This window comes from Arthrobacter sp. 10N44_2, assembly GCF_056394385.1.
On sequence record NZ_JBFTHT010000001.1, the window covers coordinates 130,930 to 154,725 of the forward strand.

At 65.0% G+C, this 23,796-nt stretch carries 24 protein-coding genes; 10 read left to right on the forward strand and 14 right to left on the reverse strand.

All coding sequences use genetic code 11. The features are described from left to right. Nucleotides 1–37: 37 nt before the first annotated feature. The 8 genes from AC1DBX_RS00645 to AC1DBX_RS00680 all read right to left on the reverse strand — a co-directional run bounded on the left by AC1DBX_RS00645 (nucleotide 38) and on the right by AC1DBX_RS00680 (nucleotide 8,536). On the reverse strand, nucleotides 38–532 hold the full coding sequence (locus AC1DBX_RS00645) for a MarR family winged helix-turn-helix transcriptional regulator (RefSeq protein ID WP_476930825.1): 495 nt from the start codon (nucleotides 530–532) through the stop codon (nucleotides 38–40). 259 nt (nucleotides 533–791) lie between these two features. Then, nucleotides 792–1,595: an SDR family oxidoreductase gene (locus tag AC1DBX_RS00650; RefSeq protein ID WP_476930826.1), complete on the reverse strand. Its 804-nt coding sequence runs from the start codon at nucleotides 1,593–1,595 to the stop codon at nucleotides 792–794. Nucleotides 1,596–1,618: 23 nt separating this feature from the next. Further along, nucleotides 1,619–2,971 carry an MFS transporter gene (locus tag AC1DBX_RS00655; protein WP_476930827.1) on the reverse strand — a complete coding sequence of 451 codons (1,353 nt, stop codon included), beginning with the start codon at nucleotides 2,969–2,971 and terminating at the stop codon, nucleotides 1,619–1,621. A 74-nt stretch (nucleotides 2,972–3,045) separates the two neighbouring features. Continuing rightward, nucleotides 3,046–4,047 (reverse strand): alcohol dehydrogenase catalytic domain-containing protein, encoded by a 1,002-nt coding sequence (locus AC1DBX_RS00660; protein ID WP_476850088.1) that lies wholly within the window; start codon nucleotides 4,045–4,047, stop codon nucleotides 3,046–3,048. A gap of 251 nt (nucleotides 4,048–4,298) precedes the next feature. Beyond that, on the reverse strand, nucleotides 4,299–4,841 hold the full coding sequence (locus tag AC1DBX_RS00665) for a 2,4'-dihydroxyacetophenone dioxygenase family protein (protein ID WP_476850087.1): 543 nt from the start codon (nucleotides 4,839–4,841) through the stop codon (nucleotides 4,299–4,301). Between the two features lie 182 nt (nucleotides 4,842–5,023). Then, nucleotides 5,024–6,064: a LacI family DNA-binding transcriptional regulator gene (locus tag AC1DBX_RS00670; RefSeq protein ID WP_476930828.1), complete on the reverse strand. Its 1,041-nt coding sequence runs from the start codon at nucleotides 6,062–6,064 to the stop codon at nucleotides 5,024–5,026. A 346-nt stretch (nucleotides 6,065–6,410) separates the two neighbouring features. Then, on the reverse strand, nucleotides 6,411–7,391 hold the full coding sequence (gene hemB / locus AC1DBX_RS00675; RefSeq protein WP_476930829.1) for a porphobilinogen synthase: 981 nt from the start codon (nucleotides 7,389–7,391) through the stop codon (nucleotides 6,411–6,413). A 218-nt stretch (nucleotides 7,392–7,609) separates the two neighbouring features. After that, on the reverse strand, nucleotides 7,610–8,536 hold the full coding sequence (locus tag AC1DBX_RS00680) for an alpha/beta hydrolase (protein WP_476930830.1): 927 nt from the start codon (nucleotides 8,534–8,536) through the stop codon (nucleotides 7,610–7,612). A gap of 86 nt (nucleotides 8,537–8,622) precedes the next feature. Here AC1DBX_RS00680 and AC1DBX_RS00685 point away from each other — a divergent pair, with 86 nt between their 5' ends. Continuing rightward, the gene (locus tag AC1DBX_RS00685) at nucleotides 8,623–8,961 is read left to right on the forward strand and encodes an ArsR/SmtB family transcription factor (protein WP_476850084.1); all 339 of its coding nucleotides are present in this window, start codon (nucleotides 8,623–8,625) and stop codon (nucleotides 8,959–8,961) included. 582 nt (nucleotides 8,962–9,543) lie between these two features. On the opposite strand, the gene AC1DBX_RS00690 is transcribed toward AC1DBX_RS00685, so the two are convergent. Further along, entirely contained in the window at nucleotides 9,544–10,515 is a 972-nt protein-coding gene (locus tag AC1DBX_RS00690) for a diacylglycerol kinase catalytic domain-containing protein (RefSeq protein WP_476930831.1), read from the reverse strand. A gap of 9 nt (nucleotides 10,516–10,524) precedes the next feature. Then, nucleotides 10,525–11,586: an SPFH domain-containing protein gene (locus AC1DBX_RS00695; protein ID WP_476930832.1), complete on the reverse strand. Its 1,062-nt coding sequence runs from the start codon at nucleotides 11,584–11,586 to the stop codon at nucleotides 10,525–10,527. A 106-nt stretch (nucleotides 11,587–11,692) separates the two neighbouring features. Between AC1DBX_RS00695 and AC1DBX_RS00700 the strand changes: the two genes are divergently transcribed. Beyond that, entirely contained in the window at nucleotides 11,693–12,427 is a 735-nt protein-coding gene (locus AC1DBX_RS00700; protein WP_476930833.1) for an NUDIX hydrolase, read from the forward strand. Between the two features lie 128 nt (nucleotides 12,428–12,555). Here AC1DBX_RS00700 and AC1DBX_RS00705 read toward each other — a convergent pair whose 3' ends face one another. After that, nucleotides 12,556–14,106 (reverse strand): M1 family metallopeptidase, encoded by a 1,551-nt coding sequence (locus AC1DBX_RS00705; protein WP_476930834.1) that lies wholly within the window; start codon nucleotides 14,104–14,106, stop codon nucleotides 12,556–12,558. Nucleotides 14,107–14,354: 248 nt separating this feature from the next. On the opposite strand from AC1DBX_RS00705, the gene AC1DBX_RS00710 reads away from it, so the two are divergent. Genes AC1DBX_RS00710 through AC1DBX_RS00720 form a run of 3 tightly spaced genes read left to right on the forward strand, consistent with a single transcriptional unit; the run spans nucleotide 14,355 to nucleotide 17,814 of the window. Beyond that, nucleotides 14,355–14,882 carry a PadR family transcriptional regulator gene (locus AC1DBX_RS00710; RefSeq protein WP_476930835.1) on the forward strand — a complete coding sequence of 176 codons (528 nt, stop codon included), beginning with the start codon at nucleotides 14,355–14,357 and terminating at the stop codon, nucleotides 14,880–14,882. Next, complete coding sequence (locus AC1DBX_RS00715) at nucleotides 14,879–15,592, forward strand: ABC transporter ATP-binding protein (RefSeq protein WP_476930836.1); 714 nt, start codon at nucleotides 14,879–14,881, stop codon at nucleotides 15,590–15,592. Before AC1DBX_RS00710 ends, AC1DBX_RS00715 begins: the two co-directional genes overlap by 4 nt. Next, entirely contained in the window at nucleotides 15,589–17,814 is a 2,226-nt protein-coding gene (locus AC1DBX_RS00720; protein ID WP_476930837.1) for an FtsX-like permease family protein, read from the forward strand. Before AC1DBX_RS00715 ends, AC1DBX_RS00720 begins: the two co-directional genes overlap by 4 nt. A gap of 33 nt (nucleotides 17,815–17,847) precedes the next feature. On the opposite strand, the gene AC1DBX_RS00725 is transcribed toward AC1DBX_RS00720, so the two are convergent. Further along, the gene (locus tag AC1DBX_RS00725; protein ID WP_476850076.1) at nucleotides 17,848–18,150 is read right to left on the reverse strand and encodes a DUF4193 domain-containing protein; all 303 of its coding nucleotides are present in this window, start codon (nucleotides 18,148–18,150) and stop codon (nucleotides 17,848–17,850) included. Nucleotides 18,151–18,313: 163 nt separating this feature from the next. On the opposite strand from AC1DBX_RS00725, the gene AC1DBX_RS00730 reads away from it, so the two are divergent. After that, a complete protein-coding gene (locus AC1DBX_RS00730) occupies nucleotides 18,314–18,694 on the forward strand; it encodes a DUF7793 family protein (protein ID WP_476850075.1) in 381 nt (126 codons plus the stop codon). Between the two features lie 179 nt (nucleotides 18,695–18,873). Then, nucleotides 18,874–19,338, forward strand: coding sequence for a hypothetical protein (locus AC1DBX_RS00735; protein WP_476930838.1), 465 nt, complete (start codon nucleotides 18,874–18,876; stop codon nucleotides 19,336–19,338). A gap of 23 nt (nucleotides 19,339–19,361) precedes the next feature. Here AC1DBX_RS00735 and AC1DBX_RS00740 read toward each other — a convergent pair whose 3' ends face one another. Further along, nucleotides 19,362–20,072, reverse strand: a complete 711-nt coding sequence (locus AC1DBX_RS00740; RefSeq protein WP_476930839.1) for a hypothetical protein — start codon at nucleotides 20,070–20,072, stop codon at nucleotides 19,362–19,364. An 81-nt stretch (nucleotides 20,073–20,153) separates the two neighbouring features. Between AC1DBX_RS00740 and AC1DBX_RS00745 the strand changes: the two genes are divergently transcribed. The 3 genes from AC1DBX_RS00745 (at nucleotide 20,154) to cls (ending at nucleotide 22,833) form a co-directional block, all read left to right on the forward strand. Continuing rightward, nucleotides 20,154–20,624: a MarR family winged helix-turn-helix transcriptional regulator gene (locus tag AC1DBX_RS00745; RefSeq protein WP_223916881.1), complete on the forward strand. Its 471-nt coding sequence runs from the start codon at nucleotides 20,154–20,156 to the stop codon at nucleotides 20,622–20,624. A gap of 75 nt (nucleotides 20,625–20,699) precedes the next feature. Beyond that, a complete protein-coding gene (locus AC1DBX_RS00750; protein ID WP_230011149.1) occupies nucleotides 20,700–20,888 on the forward strand; it encodes a hypothetical protein in 189 nt (62 codons plus the stop codon). Nucleotides 20,889–21,366: 478 nt separating this feature from the next. After that, a complete protein-coding gene (gene cls / locus AC1DBX_RS00755) occupies nucleotides 21,367–22,833 on the forward strand; it encodes a cardiolipin synthase (RefSeq protein ID WP_476850071.1) in 1,467 nt (488 codons plus the stop codon). Nucleotides 22,834–22,915: 82 nt separating this feature from the next. Here the strand turns inward: cls and AC1DBX_RS00760 are convergent, their stop codons facing one another. Next, nucleotides 22,916–23,602: a TM2 domain-containing protein gene (locus AC1DBX_RS00760; protein ID WP_476930840.1), complete on the reverse strand. Its 687-nt coding sequence runs from the start codon at nucleotides 23,600–23,602 to the stop codon at nucleotides 22,916–22,918. Nucleotides 23,603–23,796: the final 194 nt, after the last annotated feature.

The window sequence follows — 23,796 nt, forward strand, 5'->3', positions numbered from 1 at the left end:
ACTAGTCAGCTATTCCCTAGGGGTATATAGCGTTCGATCATGGCATGATCGGCAGGTGCTGTGCAGCGTTTTTGCTGATCTTCTTCACGGCCGCTGAGAACACCTCGGCTTCTGCAGGTGAGAGCAGGTCGAGCATGTACCGTTCAATATTTTCCACGTGGCGGGTGCTTGCCCGGAGGAGGACGTCTTCGCCATGTGTGGTGAGGCGGATGAGCTGGACCCGGCCGTCGACAGCAGAGCTCTCGCGTTCAATAAGGCCCAGCGCTGACGCCCTCTGCACCAGTCGGGTGGCTCCGCCGGACGTCAATACCCGCGCCTGCGCGATGTCACGCACTGGAATTCCCTTGTTGCCGCCCCTTGCCGCCAGGAGGAGAAGTTCGAAGAGTGAATGGCTGAGCCCGAACTCCTGTTCCAGGGCGCGGCCGAGGAGAAACTCCAGCCGGTTCGCCGCACCCAGTAGGCGCCCGAAGACCAAGATGCGATGATCGTTGGCAGCCTCTTGGCCTGATCCAAATTCCGTTGCATTGTTCACCGTCCAACACTAAGCGGAACTAACGGGGTGTCGCTTGCCTCTTGTCTAATTCGGGGGGCGAGAATCAGGAACAGCACGAATGTCTATATCCGCGATTTCCTGCGTGCGGGAAGTCCATGAGTAATTCTGGCCCGGCGGCCCGACCCCTCGCAGGCCGTTCACCCCGGCACAAACTGGCCCGTCTGGAGGCCTATCAGCGGGCCTGGCCGGAGGGTCGAATCGAGCCGGCGGGATCGTGGTGGACAGCTTGGCGGCCGACTTAGCGGGAAAGCCAGCCCCCGTCGACATTAATGACGGTTCCCGATAGATAGGTGGACGCCGCGGACGCGAGGTAGACCGCGGCCCCGCCGATTTCGTCGGGTTGTCCCCAGCGGCCTATAGGAATGCGGCTGCGCATGGCCTGGTACCGCGCAGGGTCTTCGCGGTGGGCTGCGGTGAGCTCTGTTTCCATGTATCCGGGGGCTATACCGTTGACTCTGATTCCATGGGGGGCCCACTCGTTGGCGAGGGCACGGGTCACTCCCAGGAGTCCGTGTTTGGATGCCGCATAGGAGGGTACTTCGACGCCTCCTTGGAAGGCATTGATGGAGAGGATGTTAATGATGCTTCCAGGCCGGTCCTCGTCGATCAGGGAGCGCGTGAACGCTTGGGAGAGCACGAAAGGTGTAGTCAGGTTCAAACCGATCACGGATTCCCAGTCTTCGAGGGTGGTTGTGAGCGCAGGACCGCGCCGGATCAGTCCGGCGTTGTTGACGAGGATGTCGGGCCCTTTCCCGGTTTCCTTGCTCCAGGTTATGATTTCTGCGGCCTGGTCCGGCGAGAGATTGGCAAGGTTCTGCGACCGGATCCGGCACCTGACGCCTTGCCCTTCCAGTTCGTCCTTGAATTCGTTCAGAGGCGAGAGGTCCAGCGCCATGACTTCTGCTCCGGCAAGTCCTAGGGCAGTGGCTACCGCACGGCCCAGTCCTCTGCCGGCGCCTGTGACGAGGGCAGTTTTGCCGTGCAGGGAGAAGGGGTTCGCCACGAGTGGCTGTCCGGCCGCAAGGGTTGCAGTGTTCCCCATTGCTGAACCGGGTCCGGCGGGCTTCATTTCGTGGTCTCCGGTTCGAGTACGCGGTCGTGCCGCAGTGATGATTTGGCGGTTTCCTTTGCCACAAGTGCTGCAATAAAGGTGATTGTTGCCGCTGTGCCGAGGTAGATGCTGACACCGAGGGTGTTTTTCTGGTCCACGCTGCCGAGAATGGCGATGGAGATGAGGGGTGCCAGTCCGCCGGCGAAGACCGATGCCAGCTGGTAGCCGAGGGAGGCGCCGCTGTAGCGGACGCTGGTGCCGAACAGTTCAGAGAAGAACGCTGCCTGGGGAGCGTACATGAACGTGGTGCAGACGAGGCCGACGACAATGGCAAGGATAATAAGTCCGTCGTTACGGGTGTTGATGAGCGGGAAGAAGACAAAGCCCCAAAGACCCGTGCCCGCCGCTCCGGCCAGGTAAAGGGGCCGGCGGCCTACGCGGTCGGACAAGGATCCGATGACCGGAGTGAGCACGAACTGGGCCACAGAGCCGATCAGCACGCCGGCTATGGCGACGTCCTTGCGCATGCCCAGATACGTGACCATGTAGGTGATGACGACAATGCTGAAAATGTAGTAGGCGATGTTTTCGGCCAGGCGCATGCCCATGGCGATGGCAACCTCACGCGGGTATTTGCGCAGGACCTCGAAGATTGGGGCCTTGGTCTTCTCGCGCATGGATGCTGCCTTCTTGGCTTCGGCAAAGACGGGGGACTCCTCGATACTCAGGCGAACCCAGAGCCCGACAAGCACCAGCAGGGCGCTCAGGAGGAAGGGGATGCGCCAACCCCAGGCCAGGAAATCGCTGTCTGACTGCACTGCGGCCAGCACCCACAGCACGACTGCGGCGATCAGGTTGCCCAGGGGTACGCCGGCCTGGACCCAGGAGGACCAGAATCCACGGTGCCGGTCATCGCCGTGTTCGGCGGCCATGAGGACAGCTCCGCCCCATTCACCGCCCACTGCGAAGCCTTGGAGCAAGCGGCAGAAGACGAGAAGCAGTGGAGCGGCAACTCCGATCATGGCGTAGGTGGGCAGCAGGCCAATGGCGAAAGTGGCCGCACCCATGAGCACCAGGCTGATGACGAGCATCTTCTTGCGGCTTACGCGATCTCCGAAGTGACCGAAGATGATGCCGCCCAGCGGCCGCGCGACAAAGCCGACAGCGTAGGTGCCGAAGGCCAGAAGCACTCCGGTTGCCGGGTCCTGGCTGGGAAAGAATACCGCTCCGAAGACCAACGCTGCGGCTGATCCGTAGAGAAAGAAGTCATACCATTCGATGGCCGTTCCGATAAGGCTGGCAAATACGACCTTGCGGATGGGCGTCCGTGCGACGGCGATGGACGTCTGGGTGTGTGCGTTAACCATGGGGGTCTCCGTTGGATGCGTCACGATGCTTGATGATGGCTTCTGGTTACGGTCAGCGTTGACCTGCAGGCGCCTTAGGGAAGGAGCACGACCTTGACGGCTTCGGCGTCGGCTGCCGCTTGGAGTGCGCGAGTGCCCTCGGTCAGCGGGAAGGTAGTCACCAGTGACGCCCACATGTCAGGCGCTGCCTCCAGCGCTGCCAGCGCGTTACGGTAGTCTAGGGCGACTGAGCCGTAGCTCCCGACAAGTTGAATCTCGTTCCTGGCCAGCACATTGATATCCACTGCCGGGATCGACGGGAACAGTCCGGCGACGACGATGGTTCCACCCGGGCCAATATTTGCCACCGCAGATGACAATGCCTGGGCCGCGCCCGATGCTTCCAGCCAGCCGTGCAACCCTCCCGGGGTCACATCCTCTGCCAGGATGGTATCTAGACCAAGTAACCGGGCCAGGGGCAGGCGCTGCTCTTCGTCGCGTGCTGCGCCGAGAAGCGTAACCCGATGCCCGCGCTGGTTCAGGAGCAACGCGGCCATGAGGCCTATCGGCCCGGGACCGCTAACCATGACACGGGCCTGGGCCGGTATTGATTGCTCCAGGCGTGTCACCGCGCGCAGGGCCACGGACAGCGGCTCTGTGAGGGCGAGAACCGCAGCGGGCAGATCATTGTCCACCGGCACGGCGCGGTATTCAGGGATGGAGAAGAGATCTGCGGCGGCTCCGTCAAATGAAAGCCCCAGCACGGTTCGATCCAGGCAAAGTTGACGAGTTCCACGACGGCACAGATCGCAGGATCCGCAGCCGTCGATGGCAATGGGCACAATGCGTTGACCGATCCACTGGCTGTCCGTTCCCGCTCCGATACCTACAACGACGCCGACCGCTTCATGACCCAGTGTCACCGGGCAATGCACCCATTCGTAACCCGTATCCTGACGCCACGCATGCACATCGCTGCCGCAGAGGCCGCAGGCCAGTGTCTGGACAAGGAGCTCGCCGGGAGCCGGGTCGGGCTTGGGATGCTCCTGCACCTGCACGTCTTTCGGTGAGGTGCTTTGTTTTCTAAGGGCTTTCACGGTCAACCCTGTACGAATTTGTTCATCGGTTCTTCTCCTTCGAAGTTCCGCAGTCGGTGGTAACGGCTGGTCCGTCGGCGCCGAACAGCGCCGGGGCAGGTTGACAGCGTCATTGATGTATCTGGATGCCGCCCGGTGCCGCTCCTGGCTGAAGTGGCCGCAGGAGCAGCACCGGACTCGGCCCCGGGTTGCGGCCGGTTGGTGGCGATTCCGGGAATCGCGGTCCGGCCCCCGAGGGGAGAGGAGGCCTCTTAGCGGATGAATTGGTCGACGTAGTCGGCGCCAAGGCCTACTGCTTCGTAGTGTGCCCGGGCAAGGGCAATCTTGGTGAAGACATCCTCAATGCCCGTCGGGTTGCCGTCGGGATCCACGTAGATGTAGGTGCCTGTGACGTGGAACAGGGTGGCCATTTCCTCGACCCCGTCAGGAACGACGAGCGTGTGGATATCGCCCGGTGTTTCGAAGGCGTAGGTGCCTTCTTCGGCCCACCATTCGTGCTCCAGGTAGTGCCATCGACCCTTCAGGGTGATCGCGTGAACCGGCCCGGCGTGCCTGTGGCGGGAGAGGATCCCGGATTTGCGCACGCGCAGGATGTTCACGAAATATCCCTGGCTCGCCGAGAGAATCAGCGGGCGGAAGGACACGTCCCTGGACTGGGGCACCCACAGGCGCTCGTCCGCGTCCAGGTCGAGTGCACCGGGCACGATGACGTCATCGATGATGCCGTAGGGCTGCTCGCCGCGGTAAGGAACGGCAGCCTCATCCATGGTTGCTTCAGCAGCATTCGCAGTCATTCTTCTCCTTCGAAGTTTAGGAACCGATGTGGATGTCACATCACTTGCGGAACTGAATCGATTAAGTTCGAACATGGCTAAAACCCGTTTTGCTGAATCGATTAAGTTAAGTATTCATGCCATCGACCCGGTGCGCAAGAGCTCTCGAGGATTTTTCTTGCCGGCTCACATTCGAGTGTGACTTAGCGTGTTGTGTCCCTGACTTGAAGGACGTGGGGGAGCACTATGCGCTCGGGGGGCCCGTCGTATCCCTGGATTCTGCGGAGCAGCAGTTCGAAGCCGCGCCGGCCCATCATTTCGCGGGGGACCGTCACTGTGGTCAGCTGCAGCGGCCCGGCGCTGGAGAAGCTCATGTCGTCGAATCCGGCGACCGCCAAATCCTCCGGTACCCGGAGCCCCCGTTCCCGGCAGACGTCGAGGACACCCACCGCGATCATGTCGTTGCCGCACAACACGGCATCAACCTGATGCCCGGCGCTCAAGAGCGTCCGGGCCCGAGCGGCCCCGGATTCCCGGGTCAGCGCACCCCACAGCCCGTCCTCGTTCACAACGGTCGCTCCCGCCATCGCCAGGCCCTCCCGGAAGCCCCGCTCACGGTCTCGGGAAACACTAGACGCGCCGGCGCCGCCGAGCACCGCGACTCTTGTCCGGCCTGTCTCCGCCACATGTTGTGCCAGCTCCCGGGCCGCAGCCAGATTGTCGACCACCACCGAATCGGCGGCAGCTCCCTCGAGCACTCGATGCAACTGTACGAAGGGGACACCGCGTCGGGTGAGGCTTTCAAGCAAGTCGCGGTCCTGATCGGCTACAGAGGTGAAGAGCAGGCCGGCCGAATTCCTGTCAAGCTGGGCCATTGCCGCTTCGGTCTGGCGCTCCCCATTTATGCCGACGTTGGAGACGAATACCTCGAAGCCCTCCAGGGTGGCTGCGGCGATCACTCCGCTGGCAAGATCAGGGTAAAACGGGTTGGCTATGTCGGCGAAAAGCAGGCCGACGGCATCTGTCCGTCCGCGGCGCAATTGCTGGGCTACTTTGTTGGGGCGGTACCCCAGGTCTTCCGCAGCAGTGAGGACGCGATCGCGTAGATCATCACTAACCCCGGGCCGCCCGCTCATTGCATAGGACACTGACGCGGATGAGACACCCACCCGCTGTGCAACGTCGCGGATGGTAACGCGCACGCTCTTATCCGGGCCTGACCGTGCTTCCGTCACCATAGACATCAGCTTATCCGTTTAAGAAGATTTGCGAGATGCGCTTTCTCCTTCGGCGGCGCTTAGCCATTTGGGCGTTTCTCCTGAGGTGCGCGCCGATGCGGCTTTCCTCTCCACGGAAGCCGGCCACCTGCTAGCCCGTTGCCGAGTTTAGGACTTCGGGATACAGCAACTCGTCGGCTTGCCATCTCATCAAAGGATCCCTACTGAGACGGAACAGTGGCCTCAGGAGGCTAAGCGGGCCTCGCACGGAAACGGACCACGTGCTGGCCGGCTCTCGAGCTTGGGCCTATATTCCTTCAGCCAGCTGTGGCTTTAGCCGGTAGGGCGCGTGGGATTGCTGGGCCGCCGTCCGTCATGCTTCTTTCAGCCACGCCGCGGCCTCGGATGCCCAATACGTGAGCATCATGTCGGCCCCGGCGCGTTTAATCCCAAGCAGCGACTCAAGGACGGCGCCGCGGCGGTCGATCCAGCCGTTGGCGGCCGCAGCTTCGATCATCGCGTACTCGCCCGAGATCTGATATGCCGCGACCGGTACTGTGCTTGTTGCGGCGACGTCCGCCAGGATGTCGAGGTAGCTCATCGCGGGTTTGACGATCACGATGTCGGCGCCTTCTTCGACGTCGAGTCTGACCTCGGTCAGTGCTTCGCGGCGGTTACCGGCGTTCATCTGGTAGGTTCGCCTGTCCCCGGTCAGTTGTGAATCGACAGCCTCTCTGAAGGGGCCATAGAACGCTGACGCGTACTTCGCTGCGTAGGCCATCACGGCGGTGTTCGTATGGCCCGCGCTCTCCAGCGCCCGGCGAACGGCCCCGGTGCCGCCGTCCATCATGCCGGAGGGAGCCACGATGTGTGCCCCGGAGTCGGCCTGGGCGATGGCCATCCGGCCATAGAGTTCCAAGGTGGCGTCATTGTCCACGTATCCCGTGTCGTCCAGTACGCCGCAGTGTCCGTGGTCGGTGAACTCGTCCAGACACAGATCACTCATCACGACGAGGTCATCGCCCACCTCCGCCCGGACATCGCGGATAGCTGCGTTCAGGACACCCTCGGGGTCCAGGGCGGCCGAGCCAACAGGGTCCCGGTGTGCCGGAATCCCGAACAGCATGATGCCGCCCAGTTCCTGTTCGGCGGCTCGTGCGGCGGCTCGCTTGAGCGAGTCTGTGGTGTGCTGCACGACGCCGGGCATGGAGCCTATGGCTGCGGGTTCGGTAAGGTCCTCCCGGATGAAGGCCGGCAGGATCAGTTCAGAGGCAGTGAGGCGGTACTCGGCTACCAAGCGCCTGATGGCGGGCGAACGACGGAGGCGCCGGGGTCGTGTCCGGGGAAAGCTCATGTCCTGTCCTTTTCTCTTTTATTGGCGGGTGTAGGCCCGTGTGTGGGCTTCGGCGGTTGATTAGCCGAGCAATCTGGGGGAAGAGTTGTTCGAGGTGACCTCCACGTTGAGCGTGTGACGAGGAGGTCGATGTGTAAGGGCGCAGCCATTTTGGATCGGGCTGACGATCTGTTGTTGCCCATCTTGCAGGGCGCCTCAACGGCGCCCCGATGATGTACCTACCGGGCGGGCAGCGCCGCGAGCAGGAACCGGGCCGCGTCGTCGAGGGCCTTGCGCCCCTCGGGGAGCCGGTCCTGGTGCATGTGCCAGACGTGGAACATCTCGGGCCAGACGTCCAGGCTCACTCGCACGCGATTCTCGGCCAGGTGCCCGGCGAGCCGGACTGCGTCGCTGAGCATGAGTTCGTTCTCCCCGATTGTGACCAGGATCGGGGGCAGTCCGCGTACGTCGGCGAAGACCGGGGATGCGTCCGGGTCATTCGGCAGTGCCCCGCCTAGGAAACTGCGTGCCAGCAGGTCCAGGACGGCCTTGCTGTTCAGCGGGTCGAGGCCTTCCCGGCTGGTCATCGACGCGCCTGTGTGCTCCAGGTTCGCCCAGGGTGACAGGGCAACCCCGGCTGCCGGCAGCGGCAACCCCAGATTGCGTGCCTTGATCATCACCGTGACTGTCATGGCGGCGCCGGCCGAATCACCTGCGACCATCAGACGCTCCGGGTCCTGACCCTGCTCCAGCAGCCAACGGTACGCGTCGACGGTGTCATTGATCGGCGTGGGAAAGGGGTGTTCCGGAGCCAGCCGGTAGTGCGGCAGGAACACCCGGGCGTTTAGTCGAACTGCAAAGTTTCCGGCGAGGCCGTGGTAGCCCGCCGGGCTGCCGACGATGTAAGCACCTCCGTGGATGTAGAAAAGGGCCCGGTTGTCCTCCACGGTCTCGGGCGTCACCACGATTCCTGGGATCCCTCCCATGTCCACCTCTTCGACGGTGACCCCTTCCGGGGTGGGATGGGCGGCCAGCATCTCGTCGTATGCGGTGCGCAGTTCATCGAGGGTCGTGTCCGACGGTTCTCCGCGGAGTAATGGGGGAAGGGCGGCCAGGCTGGAGCTCCAGTTGTGAACAGCGGTGGAAACTTCTGTGGTGATAGGCATGTTCGTTCCTTTCGAGGGGGGAGGTTTAAGTTCTAGCACGTTCATCGGTAAATTGCGATATAACGATTTTGAGGTAGTCTTATGGAGTGCCTACAGATGAGAACCCCGGGACCCAGCTCCAGCAGGATGAGCTGCTTGCAGCACTGCGCGCGCTCTCCAACCCACACCGCCTGGCGATCCTGCAGTGGCTCCGCGACCCCGTGACGAATTTTGAAGAACAGAAAGTCGACGCCACACGCTACGGGGTGTGCGTCTCAAGCATCAGGAAGCGTTGCGAGGTCTCCCAGTCCACCGCCTCGCAGTTCATGGCTACCCTCGCAGACGCGGACCTCGTGCAGACCACCCGCATTGGACAGTGGACGTACTTCGCCCGCAATGAGGCGGCCATCGACCGTTTCCGGTCCTCCGTGGCCACGGCTCTCTAAGCCTTCACAACCACTCGTCGCGGGAAAAGTGAGTGAAGGCAATAAGCCTGCTCGGCATCCCGGTGGGGCGCGTGCCGGGGCACCGGCCGTGCTGACAGCACTACGCCGTAACCACGGGCGCGTCCAGGACGCGGTAGGCCGGCGCTTGATATTCCGGCGCGGGTGCCTGGGCAGGTGCAGGCGCGTACACCGGCGCCTAGCAGGGGTTGGGGTTCTGGAAGAATGAGGGGCTTGGGGTGCCGGGGCAGCCGTGCCGCCCGCGTTGAAGGTGCCGATTCCGCCGGTACCTCCGCCGCTGAAGACCGAGCCGCCGCCCATTTCGTTCCCGCCTTGGCCGGCCGGCCGGTCAGATTCCGGCGCTGGCCGGCACGGACGTGAGCAGCGGGCCGGCCGCAGCCAGCAGGACCGCGGCAGCGGTACCTGAGGTCTTCAAAGTTTCTCCCCAATGACGGGCCTTGATCGGCGGCCCCTGAGTGATTCTGGCCGATGACCGGCGCGGACTCGAGGCCAGCGCGCTGGCCTTCGCGAACCGTGGCAAGTACGTGGGTGACCCCGCTTTTGTCGGTGTCCCCACTGCCGCGCTCACTGACCCGATTTTCGGCCAGGAGCGCGCCTGTCAGATTGACCCGCTGCAGGGGGCGCTAGCCGGGATTCCTGCCCCACCAGCCGCAGTGGCCGTTCGCCCAACTGGACCGTGATTTCCTGACCCCAGGATGCGGTGAGGTGGTCGTCTTCCATGCCGTCGCCGAACACCACGAGCTGGTCGGATGCAACGGTGACGCGGAGTTTTTCGCCTGCCTCCAGCGCACCCTCGGTCAAGGATGTGCCGGTGATGGGGGAGGGCCATGCCTCCCGGACGAACCACGCCAGTCGGGGGTCTGTTGGCGCCGGCAGGGTGCGCCCGCCGCGTTCGAGGGCGATGGAGGCGCACCAGCCGGTGGCGCCCGTGCCCGTGGAGACGATCAGGCCCGAGGAAGAGTGACGTTCAGCCTGGCCGGCCGGGGTCGTGAGCTGGTATCGGGCCGACTGGTGCGAGGCGTGCCCGATGAAGACCTCGTTGAGCCCCGAGAGCTCCTGCCCGTCATCGAGCCGTGCTGTCACTGTGGCGAGGTCCTGGCACTGCAGCCGCTCAACGGCGCCGGCCACAGCGGCGTCGTGCAGGAGCCTTGCGGCCGCCTCGGGCGAGTGTCGAACCAGAACCCCCGGGTTTGCTCCCGGTTCCGGATCGATCCCGATGACGGGCTGGGCGTTGAGGTACTTCGCCATGTTGGCCACGAGCCCGTCCTGACCGACCACGGCGATGACGTCCTCCGGTGTAAGCAGGAACCTGCTGAGGTCCGCGCGTTCCACTTCGGCGTGCCGCCATTCGGCCGGAACTGCGGCGCGGACCGTCGCCAGGGCCGTGGTGAGCCGGTCGTGGCGCTCCTGCACGTCTTGGAGGGTGCGGCCACGGGTACGGAGGAAGAATTCGGCCTGGCCGCGGGTGGCGTGCCTGTCCAGGAGTTCCTGGAGTTCGGTCCGGCGGTGGACGATGACGAGGCGGGGGTTTGCCATGTCGGGATCCTAGTGCTCGAAGCTGCCGGCGGTGCTTGCCGCCACGCCGGCGGCAGCAGCCGGAGCCGCGCCGCTCGCGGGCTCCCTGAACAGCCCGGCCAGTGCCCCGCTGAGAAGGTCCGGCGTGATGGTGAGGTTGCCAATGTTGGGCAGTGATCCGGCTGCGTCGCGCAGGGCCAGTGCCAGCAGGGTGGCCTGTTCCATGCCGCTGTAGACCTCCATGGTGGCGGCCTCACGCGCCGCGGTTGCTTCGCCGACAACCCGGACCTGGTTCGCTTCGGCCGTTGCGCTGATACCCTTGCGTTCGGCCGAAGCCTGCGCCTCGATGAGTCCCGCTGCGGCTTTTTCCTCGGCCTGACGCCGGGCGTTGGCGCCTTCCTGGGCAACCAGGTGTTCGCGTCTGGTGGCCAGCTCGATCTGGCTTGCCATCTCATTCTCGGAGATGGTCCGTTCGCGTTCGACGGCGACCGCCCGGCGTTCGTACACGGCGCGGTCTGCCTCGGCCTGGAGCTGTTCCCGGACCGGCGTCTGCAAGGCCCGTTCGACGTCGGACTCCGGCCGGACCGCCAAGACCTGCACGCCCAGGATCTCGATGCCGGTGGACAGGAGCCGGGCGTCAGCGCTCAGGGCCCCGGTGAGGACGGTGCGGAGCTGGCTGACTCCTCGTTCCAGTGCCTCGGCCAGCGTGGTGGTGGCGATCTGGTCGATGGCGTGGCTCTGGCACAGCTGGCCGATGATCGTGGCCACCTGCTCCTTCCCAGTCGCAGGCGCCGCAGCGGCCGTCTGGAGGCCGAAGTCCAGCCGGTTGGAAACGGCCACCGGGTCGATGAAGCGGTAGGTCACGTTGGCTTGGACGCTGACGTCTTGGTGGTCACGGGTGATGGCGTGGAAGAGGGTGGGCAGTTCCTGATCATCCACAGGAACCTCGCTGAGCACAGAGTTGGCCGGCCGGAACCAGAAGGCCTGGCCGACTCCCCGGTGCCGGACCTCGCCCTTCTGCAGGTGGACGACATAGCCGGTGGGGCTGCCCAGGAAGTGGCTGATCCAGGGGTAGCGCTTGATGCTGGCCATGTGATTCTCCTAAACCATTCGATGTTGTCGTCAATCTGACGATAACTAACTTTAGGGCTGCTTTTGAATTATTGTCAAGATGACGATAAGTGCCTACGATGGGTTCATGCCTGAATCCCACCCGGCGCCAGCGCGCTTCCCGGTGACGGTCGACGTCGTCGCCCTCACCGTGACCGACGACGTCCTGAACGTCCTGCTCATCACCCGCCTCATCGAGCCCTACCGCGGCAGGCTCGCCTTGCCGGGCGGTTTCGTGCTGGCGGGTGAGGACCTGGCGACCGCGGCGAGCCGCGAACTTTCCGAGGAAACCGGCGTCGAAGAGGTCCCGGGTCATCTGGAACAACTGGGAAGCTACGGCCCGAAGGGGCGCGACCCGCGCGGGGATGTGCTCACGGTGGCCCACCTGCTGCTCGCACCCAACTTCCCCGTCCTGTCCGCCGGGAGCGACGCCGAGCATGCCGCGTGGTACCCGGTCAGCCAGGTCCCGGGCGGCGAATTGCGGCTCGCTTTCGACCACGAGCAGATCCTCGCCGACGCCTTGGAGCGGGCGAAGTCAAAGCTCGAATACTCCCCGTTGGGGGCCGCGTTCTGCGGCGATGAGTTCACCATTGCCCAGCTCCGGGCCGTGTACGAGGCCGTCTGGGGCACGCGGCTGGATCCCCGGAACTTCCACCGCAAGGCCACAGGAACGCCGGGTTTTCTGGAAGACACCGGGCGGATGACGACGGGCGAGGCGGGCCGCCCGGCGGCGCTCTTCCGGCTCGCCCGAGCAGCCCGGCCGACCGCTGGCCAGCCGGCCCGGGCCGTGCTCAACCCCCCGCTGATGCGCCCGCGCGACTGACGCTCCATGGAGTCAGGGCTGATGGTGTGGGCCCAGGGCGGGTGGGTGGCCCGCAGGGCCATCGAGTGGGTGCGGGCCGGAGGAGCCGCGATCCCGGAGACTCCCCCCGATGTTCCAGAAGGCCTCTGTTACCGGAGTGTGCTCCGCGGCGAGTTGTGGGAATGCGTGGGGGCCGGTCCTGCGATCACGAGAGTTTTCGCTCCCGCTTGCTGTGGCATCGCCGGGCGGTCGCCTTCGCGCAGCCAGTCGTCAAAGAACGCGTCGAGCTGCTGGCCGGAGGCCTTTTCCATCACGGCTTCGAAGTCTTCCGTCGTCGCCGTCGAGTCGTTGTAGCGGCTCAACCACGTCCGGGTGCCGCTGAGGAATGCCGCGTCCCCGATCTTCGCGCGCAGCGCGTAGAGGGCAGCCGCACCGCGGAGGTAGACCTGGCCCGCGAACAAGTTGTCACGGCCCGGGTCTGCGATGTTCAGCGCCCAGCGGTTGTTCGCGTCGAGGTATGCCACCGCGTCCCCGAACTGTTCCGGCATCGTGGCCGTGCCTTGGTGTTCGGCCCACAGCCACTCGATGTACGTCGCCCAGCCCTCGTTCAGCCAGATGTCCTGCCAGTCGGACGGGCTCACCGCGTCTCCGAACCACTGGTGCCCGAGTTCGTGCACCACCGTGTATTCGTCCGCAACCTCCGAGTAGACCGGCCGCGTCTGCGTCTCCAGCGCATAGTCGACCGTGTCGTCGTCGACAATCGCGCCGAAGGCCTCGAACGGGTACCGCCCGAACTGGCCCTCAAGGAATGCGATCATCTTGGGCTGCAACGCAAGCGACGCCTTCGTCTCGGCCAGTGCCGCTCCCGTCACGTCCGCGTCGATCGCATTGATGATGGGCAGCCCGTGCGGACCGACGTCGTACGACAGGGCAAAGTCGCCGACGTTCGCCGTCGACAGATAGCTGGCCATCGGGTCCGAGGCCTTCCACGTCCACGTGGTCCATCCCGCCTTCGTCGCCGGCCGGCCGACGGGCAGGCCGTTCGCCACGGCCGTCTTCCCCGCCGGCACCGTGATGCGGAACGTATAGGTCGCCTTGTCTTCAGGGTCGTCATTCACGGGGTACCAGGTCGCCGCACCCTCGGGCTCATTGACGACCATCGCACCGTCAGCGGTGGTGACCCAACCGTAGAGCGCTCCGGTGGTGTCGAGCGGCCGGCCGGTGATTCCGCCGTACTCGATCACGATCGACGTCGTCTGTCCGGCCTTCAGCTTCGGCCGCAGCCCGACCGTGAGTTCCCAGATCCGGTTCGCGTCGTTCTGCACCTGGGACCACTTGGCGGCCTTGCCGTCGACCCGGACCGACGTGACGCCGAGGCCGCGCAGGTCGAAGTTGAGCGACTCCAGGTTCTGCTTCGCACGGAGGGTGACAGTCGCGACCCCGCTGAGGCGGCCTGCGAGCACCGCGGGATTGGTCGGTGGCGAATAGCGGAGGGCGAGGTCGTAGTGCAGGACGTCGTATCCGCCGTTGCCGGCGAACGGGAAATACGCGTCCCCGCTGCCGGGAGCGCCCGCCGTGTAATGGGAGTTGTCGTGGCTGGGCGCGGCCTGTGCACCCCCGCTGATTGCGCCGACGCCGGCCACGGCCAGCACGAGGATGACCGCTGTCCGACGCAGGAGCCCTCTGAAGTGCTGCCTCATCACCGATTTCCTCCATCCAGGTCTCGGGATGTCCATTTGGGTGAAACAGCAGAACCGTTGTCCCGAAAAACGATCTCGGTCTGAGAAGTCATGACCGTGCCCCCAATGCAGTTCTGGAATGTCGCCCATGATCCCCACCGCAACTTTGGAAAACCTTGGTACCGGTCCGAAGTGAGGCCGCCGGGCCCACGAAAGCCTGCCGCCGATGCGCTGGACTCCGACTATGTACTGAGTGTATAGATGGAGGTGTGAACAACTCTCTTGCCCTCCTCGGGCTGCTGAGCCGGGAGCCCAGCTATGGGTACGACCTGAAGCATTCCTATGACCGCTATTTCGGCACCCAGAAACCGTTGGCATTCGGGCAGGTGTATTCCACGCTGGCCCGGATGTTCCGTGACGAGCTGATCATCGCCTTGGGCGAGGAGAGCGGCGGCGGTCCGGACCGCAAGAAGTATGAGGCCACCGTTGCCGGCAGGGACAAGGTGCGGCAGTGGCTCTTCACCCCCGATGTGCCCTCCGAAACCCTGCAGAGCGAGCTGTTCGCCAAGACCGTGGTCGCCTTGCTGCTCGACGACGACGCCGACCGGTTGTTGGATGCGCAGCGCGCCGAGCACATGGCCCGGATGCGCGAACTGACCCGCCTCAAGCGCGACGCCGACCTGCTGCAGGTGCTGATGTGCGACTACGGCCTCTTCCACATCGAGGCTGACCTGCGCTGGATCGAGCTGACCAGTGCCCGGCTGTCCCAACTCCGAAAGGAGCTCCAGAGCGCATGAGCACGATCGACACCACTGCACCCATCCTCAGCGCCTGCGGTGTCCGCCACGCGTTCGGACAGACCGAGGCGCTGCGCGGTATCGACGTCGACGTTCACGCCGGTGAGGTACTCGCGGTCATGGGCCCGTCGGGGTCGGGTAAGTCCACCCTGCTGCACTGCCTGGCCGGCATCCTTGCCCCGGACGGCGGCGCCGTGGCCTATGCGCCCCGCGGCCAGGAGCCCGTCAGCATCAGCGGACTGGGTGAGGCTGAAAGGTCCCGGCTGCGTCTGACCGACTTCGGCTTCGTTTTCCAGTTTGGCCAGCTGCTGCCCGAACTCACGGCGCTGGACAATGTCAGCCTTCCCCTGCTTCTGGGCGGTACCAAACGGGCCGAAGCACGCCGGCGCTCGCAGGAAGTGCTCGAACGGCTCGGGCTGGACGGATGCACTGCCAAGCTGCCGGGGGAGCTCTCGGGAGGCCAGGCCCAGCGGGTGGCCATCGCCCGTGCCCTGGTGACCTCTCCCGCAGTCTTGTTCGCCGATGAACCCACCGGGTCCCTGGATTCCCTGGCGGCCGAGAACGTCCTGACGCTGATGCTGGACCTTGTCCGGGAAGCCGGCACCACCGTAGTGATGATCACCCACGACGCCCGGACCGCCGCATATGCCGACCGGGAAGTGATCGTGCGCGACGGAAGCGTCGCTGCCGGCCACCGGGTGCCGGCATGAACCCGGCACTTCTGAAAATAGCGCTGCTTGGCAGCAGGTCCTCTTGGGGCCGGATGGCCGGTGTAGGCGGCGGCGTGGCGATCGGCGTGTGCCTGGTGCTCTTGCTGTGGAGTGCGGCGAACGGTCTGGCCCAGCGCGACGCGCGGGGCGCCTGGCTCCGCGAGCTGGGCCAGCCCTCGGTCACCCTTGCGCTGGCAGCCGACGGGCTCACCGCCAGCGGCCGTCCGGAACCGATCCCGTTGACACCGGACAAGATTCTGCTGGGATTCCCGGCGGATATCTTCCGTGACCAGCTCATCAGTCATCGCGACGTCGCCGCGCTCCCCACAACCACCGTGAAAATTCCGGGCATCGAGGCCCCGCCGGCACCGGGAGAGTACTACGCCTCGCCCGCCCTGCAGCGACTGATCGAATCGACTCCGGCTGAGGAGCTGGGGGACCGGTACGGTCAGTTTGCGGGCGTCATCGACGACGCCGCCCTCCCGGGCCCCGATGCCTTGGTGGTCATCACCGGCGTTACGGAGGCCCGGCTCCGGCAGGGTCCGGCGGCAATGTTCGTCACGGACTTCACCACCAATCCCTACGGCGAGAGCGCCAGCCTGTACCGCACGGCGCTGCTGGTCGGCGGAATCGCGGTGCTGTTCCCGGTGCTCCTGCTGGTCAGCATCGCGACAGGCCTGGGCGCGGCCCAGCGCCGGGAACGCTTTGCCACCCTTCGCCTCATCGGCGCGTCGCCGCGGCTGATTTCAGGAATGGCGGCCGTGGAGACCGCCATCCCCAGCGTGGCCGGTGCCCTGCTCGGCGTCGTTATGGCGGCTGTGTTCGGGCCGGTCGCAGCCCAGATCCCCGTCAACGGCACTAGAGTGTTCGTGGCGGATTTCACGTTCGGCGCGGGATTCGCGGCGACCGCCGTAGTGCTCGTGGTGGCCGCCTGCGCGCTGGTCGCCGCCGGCCGCACCGCCAGGACGGGCATTGGCCCGCTGGGAGTTACACGGGCCGTGCATGAGAAAGCGCCCACGCTGTGGCGGGCCGTGCCGCTGCTGGCCGGCCTGGCGGGCATGGCCACAGGCGCCGTGTTGGCCAGGATCGACACGGACGGCAACCCGTGGACTTCTCCGCTGCTGCTCGGCGGCTTCGCGCTGACCGCCGCCGGCATCGTCACCATCGGCCCGTGGCTGACCCGGATGGCCAGCACCATCGGCCTGCACCAGGCGCGCAGCGCAGCCTCGGTCATCGCCGCCAGCCGCATCAGCAGAACGCCCGTTGCCACCTTCCGCTCCGTGTCCGGGCTGGTCATTGCCGTCTTCATGGTCTCCGTCTTCGCCGGAGGCGCCAGCGCAATTGAAACCGCTGAACCGCCTGAGGCCCGTCCGGGATTGCTCCTGCCCACCAGCGTCTACGCGCTCGTGGCGCCCGGACACGCTGCCGGCCAGGTGTCGGCCGCTGCCCAGAGGGCTGGGGAACGTGCCGGAATCCGCGACGTCACCATCGGCTACGCCCCTGCTGCCCCCGGACCGACGGGCATCGATGACATATACATCGCGGCCGGGGATGCACCATCACTCGGGTTCCCGGAGAGCCGGGCAGAGCACCTTGCGGCCTTCGATGCGTCGTTCTTGAATTCCTGGACCACCGCGCCGGTCCCGCTCACGGCCGCGCCCGTCCAGAGCCTGGCCGGCCTGGCTCCGGTGGTCATGGTAGCCGGTACCGACGGGACACCTGCGGCGATTGACCGGGCGCGCACGGCCTTGAATACGTCGGGGGTCACTGCCACGCCCGCCACCTCCCGAGCGGACACCGCAACGACGAGCAGCGCCCGGCTCATCCAGGGGCTGGCGGCCCTTGCCTACCTCGGCGCCTTCGTCGCCGTAGTCATCGCCGGCATTTCGCTGGCCGTGTCCACGGCTGCCGCGATCCTGGACCGAAAACGCGTGCTGGGCCTGATGCGGCTGATGGGCATGCCCGTTGAAGTTGTTCGCGGGATCATCGCAAGAGAGGCCGCGGTTCCCCTTGTGGCAGTGCTTCTGCTGTCAGCCGGGCTCGGATTCTTCGTGGCCTGGCTGATGGTTATCTCATTTGGCGGGGGCCGGAACATCACCTGGCCCGGCCCCGGATATTACGCCGCCCTGTCCTTCAGCATCCTGCTCGCACTGGCCGCAGTGGCAGCTGCCTTCGGCCTGGTCCGTTCCAGCACCGCTATCCCGGCCACCCGATTCGAGTAAGAACACGGACCTGGCTTTGGGCCTTCCCCGCTTCTAGCCCTCGCAGTCCGTGCAGTAGATATCGGTGCCGGACCGTCGGGCGATCTGGGAACGGTGCCGGACCAGGAAACAGGAGCTGCAGGTGAACTCGTCGTCGGCCTGCGGGATGACCTGGACAATCAGCTCTTCGGCGATGAACTCGCCGCCGGGGACTCCGGCCCCGTCCAGCCCGTCGGCCTCGTCCAGTTCCTGGACGACGCTGCGGGCGTCCGGTGCGTTGGCGGACTGAAGTGCTTCCAGGGAGTTTTCCTGGGTTTCCTTAACGTCCGAGCGGACTTCGTCGTAATCGGTTGCCACGTGGCTTGTTCGCTTTCTCGAGTCTTAACTAGGCTAAGTGCAACGTACGGCACCCCGCGGTTGTTCCGCAGGCGAGGCCAGAATCCACGCCGTGCGGCGTTCGCAGGCCACACCATGGGCGCGGTGCCGGGCGCCGCCGCAGTTCGGGCCTAGGATCAACGGCATGATGCAGGGACCAATCGACGCCGCCGACGGGAAGAACTCGCTCAGCGTCGATGCTGGGATACTCGAGAGCGTCTGGCGCCCGGGTTCCTTTGTGGACGCCGAAGATGCCAGGGACGCCATGCTTGCCGTGGACCGGATCAGTGGCGGGACGCCGATGCCAATGCTCTCCGAGATGACCGACGTGGTGTTCAGCGCGGCGGCCAGATACCAATTCGCACAGAGCAGGGGCGTGGTGGCCATCGCGGTCCTCGGATCCAGCACAGTCGACAGGGTGATCGCTTCCGCCACGAGCCGGGAGACCAAGTACCCGCACGAGTTCTTTACATCCAGGACCGACGCAATCGCATGGCTGAAGGAAGTCATCCAGAGCCGCGATTAGGAATTGCCACAGGGCCTGGCACCGCAATCAAATCCACTCCCGATCCGAGACAGACCGGTCTTTCCCGTTGTAAAGTGTCTTCACGGTCTTCCGCCCCGCTGGCTCCAGGAATGTATGCAGGGCTCTCGGGATCGTGGCCGGTTCCGGGCTCTGCCGGAACGGGAACAAAGGAATCGCCAATGTCCATTGACTTGTCGTCCCGTGCGGAACCCTCACACGGACACACGCCCACGGACGCGTCGGTCAATGGGCCGGAGGACAGCTGGGCGCGGGGGATACGCCTGCAGGCCACCGAGATCATCGCCGAAGTGCTGTCTGATTCTTCGCCGGGGCAGGCCCGTGCACGGGAGCAGCTGTGCCGTTTGCTGCAGGCCAACCCGGGCCGGCCGGAAGCAGCGCTGGCGGAACACCTGATCGCCCTCCGGGAAGAAACTGCCCGGGACCGCCGAACCAACCTGACACTCGTCAAGGACGAAGGGGCGGCGGAAACGCCCGCACAGCCCCCGACATCAGGCGCCGGACGGTCGACCGGGCGCCGTTCAGCCGCCCGCCAACCCCTGCTGCATCACCGTCCCATCGAGCGCGTGCGCTATGGCCGCGCGGATGCGGGCGTGCTCGGAGGCTTTTCCGGGGAGGGAGCCTAGACCGGGCGGCCAGCTCGACAGGCTCACGGTTCGCGTCGATTCGCGGCAGCCCGGCTCCGCGGCAACAGGAATCCGACGGCAACAAGCCAGAGGAGGCCGCCGAACCGCCCGACGGGCAGCAGGAACTGGAGCGGCTCGATCACCATGGAGAGGAAACTTAGTTCGGACAGGGCGGCGATGACCAGGCCGGCCCAGGCCAGCCAGCGCGGCACGAAGCGCAGGATGAGGGCGGGGACGGCGATTCCGGCGATGAGGAGTCCCAAACCGACGACATAGGCGACGCCGCCCGTGATGAATGCGAGAAACGACAATGCATGGGTCAGCGGCACATCCGTGGTGATTTCCGGGCGGCTCAGGACCCACCCCACGGCGGCCGAGAGCATGAGGAACACCGAGGCTGCAATGCCGCCAAAGAAGCCGATTGCGGGCCCGGGGACGCGCACGCCAAGCCGGAGCTGCCGGGCGTAAACGGTGGCCGCAAAGATGCCGAGCGGGACCGCTGAGCCGAATTGGAACAGGCTGGCGAGCCGCACGGCGTCGGTGTTCCCGTGAAAATATGCCGCGACCTGGCCGGCGGGGGAGAAGGGCGAGACGTAGGCCTGCCCGTTGGTGAGCATCGCGCTGCTGAGCAGGGCTGCGATCGTGAGTCCCAGACTCACGGCCGCCAGGATGCCCGGGTTGGGGCCGCCGGATCGCGTCGACGGAGCAGTGTGGTGGGAGGACAGGTCAGTCATGATCGCTTCTTTCCGATAATTACGTCACAACTAAAATGATTCACCTGTTGAATGATTCTGTCAATGGCGTAATATTGGGGCATGGACTCACCGGATCCGCCGCGGCCGAAGCGAACCGCTTTCCTGCTGTCCCAGCTCGGGGCGCTGGCATCGGCACGCTTCGCCGAGCGCACGCGCGAACTCGGCCTGACCCCAAGCGACGCGGGTGTCCTCCGCCTGCTCGGCCGCAGCCCCGGACTGAGCCAGCGGTCCTTGGCCGACCGCCTGGGCGCGGTGCCGAGCCGCGTTGTTCCCCTCATCGACTCGCTGGAAACGCGAGGGCTGGTGGCCCGCGTGCGCAGCAGCGCCGACCGGCGGAACTACGAGCTCCGGCTGACGGCCGAGGGCACGAAGGTTCTCGGAGCACTGCGCGGAATCGCCGAACGGCACGAGGCCGAACTCCTGGCCCCCCTGACCAGCGAACAGTCTGCGCAGCTGGGGATCCTGCTGGCCAGGTTGGCCAGCGCCCATGCCCTCGACACGGACCTGCATCGGGACACGAGGCCGGAATGAACCCGGCGTGCCGGCCGGTTCTTCGAGGCGATAGCCGTCCTTTTCAGCCGGCGGGCAGTGTGGGATCATCCCGGTATGGGCGAAAATACTGAACCGCGGGTGACCTTGCCCTCCGGCCCCGAGCGCCTGAAGGGCACGCATCACCGCGACGTTGATGGCTACGGAAATCCGATTACGCAGCAGCTGCGCATCATCGGTCAGCGGCGCCGCGAAGCCGAAGAAAAGCTCGACCGGCACCTGCAGGACGCACGCAAGAGCCACTGAGCGCGGCATGGGCGATGGTAAAGGCAGGCACCCGTGGGGTGCCTGCCTTTCCTTTCCGTGCCCGTCTACTTGGCGGCCACTGCGAACGGCGACGCCTTCTCGGGCGCAGCCACGGGCCCTGCCGCGGCTCGGAACGGGTTGCAGATCCTTACAGCCAGGCGGGCGGACTTTTCCGCGGACCGGGTCCGGGATTTCAGTCGCCTGCGGGCCCAGCTGGTCGAACCCGACTCGGAACTCGCGCTACGCATTTCCGGAATTTCACCCGCAGCGGGTGAGGCCCATGCCGGACCTAATGCAAACAATGGTCATACCCTCCAAAGAGAGGGCTGAGGGACAGGCCGTCCCGGAAACGAGAACGCATCTTTGAGAGCAGGAAAAGCAAATGAGTTTCCGGGAAGACTATTGGGATATTTTGACGGAACCAAGAGCCGGGTGCTGGTCTGACGGCGTTCGCGCCTTGAAGTACGTTTAGGCAGCCGTGCGCGGATTCTTCCAGGACGCGGAAACGTTTGCCTTGCTCCTGCTGGCGGCCCACATATTACTCGTGACCGTCGCAGCTGTCCTGGTGTCGATGAATCGCCGTCCATCCTCTGCCATTGCCTGGGTGCTCGCCATAATTTTCATACCGATCCTTGGTGCCGTCGCATATTTCTTCGTTGGTTACTCGAAACTGCCCAAGGCGCGCAGGGACAAACAGCGCGAAGTTAACGCTCTGGTCCTGTCACGGACTGAAGGCAGCCCGTTCATTAGCCGCGGCCTTGATTGGCCGGAATGGCTGCATTCGGCGGTGGTGTTGAACAGCAACCTTGGGGCCCTCCCTATGGTCTCGGGCAACAGTGCGACCCTGTTGGGCGAGTACAACGGAGCTTTCGATGCCATGATCGCTGATATTGATTCGGCCACAAGTTATGTGCACGTGGAGTTTTACATCCTCGTGCTGGACGCAACGACAGAGCCGTATTTTCAGTCGCTGGCCCGGGCACGACGGCGCGGCGTTGACGTGCGGGTTCTGTCCGATCATCTGGCTGGCCTGAAGTTCCCCGGCCGGAAAGAAACCCTGGAGTTCCTCCAGGAGATAGGGGCGGAATATCGCCCCATGCTGCCGGTGCGGCCGTGGCGTGGCGAATGGCAGAGGCCGGACCTGCGCAATCACCGGAAGATCTGCGTCGTCGATGGCCGCGTGGGATTCACGGGGTCCCAGAACCTCATCGACGCGAGCTACGACACGAAGAGCAACCTGAAGCGCGGGCTTCAGTGGCACGAACTGATGATGCGCGTTGAAGGACCAGTGGTCCGGGAGCTGGATGCGGTCTTCGCGACAGATTGGTACAGCGAAACGGGTGTGATCCTGCCACTGGATTCCAGCGCCATAGGCGTCAGTCATCATTCTGCACTCATCGACGCACAAGTCCTGCCCAGTGGCCCCAGCTTCGACAACGACAACAATTTGAAGCTCTACGCGACGCTTATCCACAAAGCTGAGCGTCGCGTCAGCATCACCAGTCCATACTTTGTCCCGGACGAATCCATCCTCATGGCTATTGTCACGGCAGCTGCGCGGGGGCTAAGCGTCGAGCTCTTTGTTTCCGAGGTCGGCGACCAGAGTATGGTCTATCACGCGCAGCGTTCGTACTACGAAGCACTGCTCCGCGCGGGCGTCAGGATTTACCTTTACCGGGCGCCGAAGGTGCTGCACTCCAAGCACTTCACTATTGATGAGGAAGTTGCGGTGATTGGCTCCAGCAACATGGATGTGCGTTCCTTCAGCCTCAACATGGAGGTATCCGTACTTGTGCACGGTCGCGATTTTGTGGACGCAATTCGCGGGATCGAAGACGGGTACCGCGTGGAAAGCCGCGAGCTGCAGCTCGAGGACTGGATCCGGCGGCCCGTAGCCCAAAAGGTATTCGACAATCTGGCGCGCCTGACCGCGTCTCTTCAATAGGGAACAGGTTCAGAGCCGACGGCGCTGCAAACACCGAGGCCATGGCCCGGAAACCCCCGGACGTGCTCAGGCTCAGTCGGTGCTACCCGGAGGGCCGGTATTCCTGGGCCGTAAGGTGCCAGACGGCTCCGGTGGTGCTGACTATCAGCGCGTATGTCCCCGGAGCCAGGCTGATGCCGATCGCCCCGGCGCCGGCCTTGGCCAGGGACAGCACGGCGAGGGCCGGTCCTTTCACGGGTTGGAGATAGGCAATGGCGGCCCCGGTGAAGGTGTACTCGATGTGAAGCCTGCCGGTGAGGGTTACGAGTGGGCCCGGGAGTTTTGTGCCGGAGGCCTCCGCGACGGTGACCCATTCTTTCACCGGGGGCGGCGCGGCCGGATGCAGCAGTGCGTTCATCGCGGCAACTGTGGCGCTGACAGTCCTGGTGACGGGGGCGGCGCTGACGCAGACCACCGCACCGGCGAGCGTGACGACCAGGACAGTCGAGGCCAGGCGCAGGCCGCGTCGCAGGGAGTTGGTCCCGGCCAGCGGCATGGATGCCCCGTCGGCAGCGTACTCATTGGTGATCCGGAATAGGTCAATGAGCCACCAGATGCCGGCGCCGCCCAGCGTCAACAGCTTCAGGGTGCCGGTAAACGGCTTGTGGAGGTAGAACCTGTCTGCGCCGCTGAAGCCCAGGAACAATGACAGCAGCCACGCCGTGCGCAGGGAACGCATCGGCGGCAGGTCACCGTCGAAGACAAGCCCGTACTGCTCGGTTATGGGCACATTCCCGATTCTGGAACAGCCACGTCCGGATGTCCACGGTCATGCGGTGTGCGCTTGCGACATGCACCGTCACGGTCCGTCCTGCGACTCGCGTTCCGGAGGCATGGTCGCTGCGGTGGCCGCAGCCGGTTCCGCCGGACGTTTTCCGGTGGCACTCCAGCTGGTGAGGAAGTCGAGCTGGCAAAGAGGGCGCG